The organism is Frankia sp. CoWAU3, from assembly GCF_977971855.1.
In genome coordinates, this window is the sequence record NZ_CDWWXB010000219.1 from 4784 (window position 1) to 6004 (window position 1221).

Consider the following 1221-nt stretch of genomic DNA (forward strand, 5'->3'; position numbering starts at 1 on the left):
CCCGGCTGCGGGCGGCCGGAGGCGCGGAGGGTGCGCGGTGACGGCCGAGACTGGCGCCTCGCGTTTCTTCGTCGAGCTGCACGCTTTGCGCGGACAACGGTGTATTCCTTCCCGTACGCCTGCGAAGTGAGCTGTCGGGTTCGGGCTGGGCTGCCCGGCTCTCGCGTGACCTTCACGCGTCGAGCTTCACCCCTAGGTCAACACCGCGGATCGGTGCCGGCCGGTGGAGGTGGGTCCCCCGCTCCTGCCCCTGATGACGACTCGGAGGGGACACCGGGGCCGGGGGCAGGACTCGGCGTTCGGCCCGGTGTTGTCGTGACGTCGGCGTGAGACTAGTCCACTTGGATGGGGTGGGTAAACACTAGTCCTTCCCAACTACGGCGAGTGCGCGTTGAAGTTCCCGTCGCGCGACGTCGGCGGCCCGCGCGGTCGGCCGGGCTGACCGGGCGGGCCGAAAGCCCTTCGCGCCCCGGTTGTCCTGCTGGTTTTTCGTTGCGTGGGGGGTCCGCGGCGGCGGCCGGTCCGGGTGAGAGCGCGGGCGGGCGGGTAGCCCTCCCGCGGCCCGCTGGCGGCTTTTGACTACTTAAAGTAGTCGACGGGTGAGGCCGGGTGTGCACCCCCCTAAGCGGGACCGGGAGCCGCGGCGGGTGAGGAATCCCGCCGCATCGAGCACTTGGAGCTCGACCGCGAGCTCGTGGACCTCACGGGGCAGCGAGCGGTGGTGCGCCAGCGCCTCGACCGCGGCGCGGGCGTGGTCGGCGAGCTCGTTGAGGGCGTGCTGGCGCTGGCGCATCCGAGCCCGCTCCTCCTGGATGGTCCGGACCGTGTCCTCCTGCCACCGGCGGGTCCGGATGAGATGCTCGCTGGCGTCGGCGGCCTGCCGCTCGGCATCCTCCAACCGGTTGAGGAGCGCGTCGAGGGCCTCCAGGCGGCCGGCGAGCTCCGCGATGAGATCGCCCCGATCGGGCAGGATGGCCGTTTTACGACTCTTGGGGTCAGACGAGGTCATGGAGTCCCCTGAGGGGTGGGGGGTCGGCGGGGACCGCGCCGAGCGGCTGGCGCGAGACCCGGTTGCTCCGACACGGTTGGTAACGGTAACCGACGTGGCGGGCCAGGGGTAACCCATCGTACGGATACGTCGCGTCAGCCAACTTATAGTAAAAAGGGACTATGGATCTGCCGTCATTGTCGTGGTCTATACGCGCCTAGCATGCAGGTCGG

General features: G+C 69.9%; 1 protein-coding gene and 1 riboswitch. The gene reads right to left on the minus strand.

From position 1 onward, the window contains the following. Nucleotides 1-102 precede the first annotated feature (102 nt). Nucleotides 103-277, minus strand: a riboswitch (cyclic di-AMP (ydaO/yuaA leader). 306 nt (nt 278-583) lie between these two features. After that, on the minus strand, nt 584-1009 hold the full coding sequence (locus AC08ON_RS15720) for a hypothetical protein (protein ID WP_476608245.1): 426 nt from the start codon (nt 1007-1009) through the stop codon (nt 584-586). Between the last annotated feature and the right edge of the window lie 212 nt (nt 1010-1221).

What these genes read in the sequence shown, in the direction of transcription:
- AC08ON_RS15720 (WP_476608245.1), bottom strand. Translation starts at nt 1,009, where the DNA reads ATGACCTCGTCTGACCCCAAGAGTCGTAAAACGGCCATCCTGCCCGAT.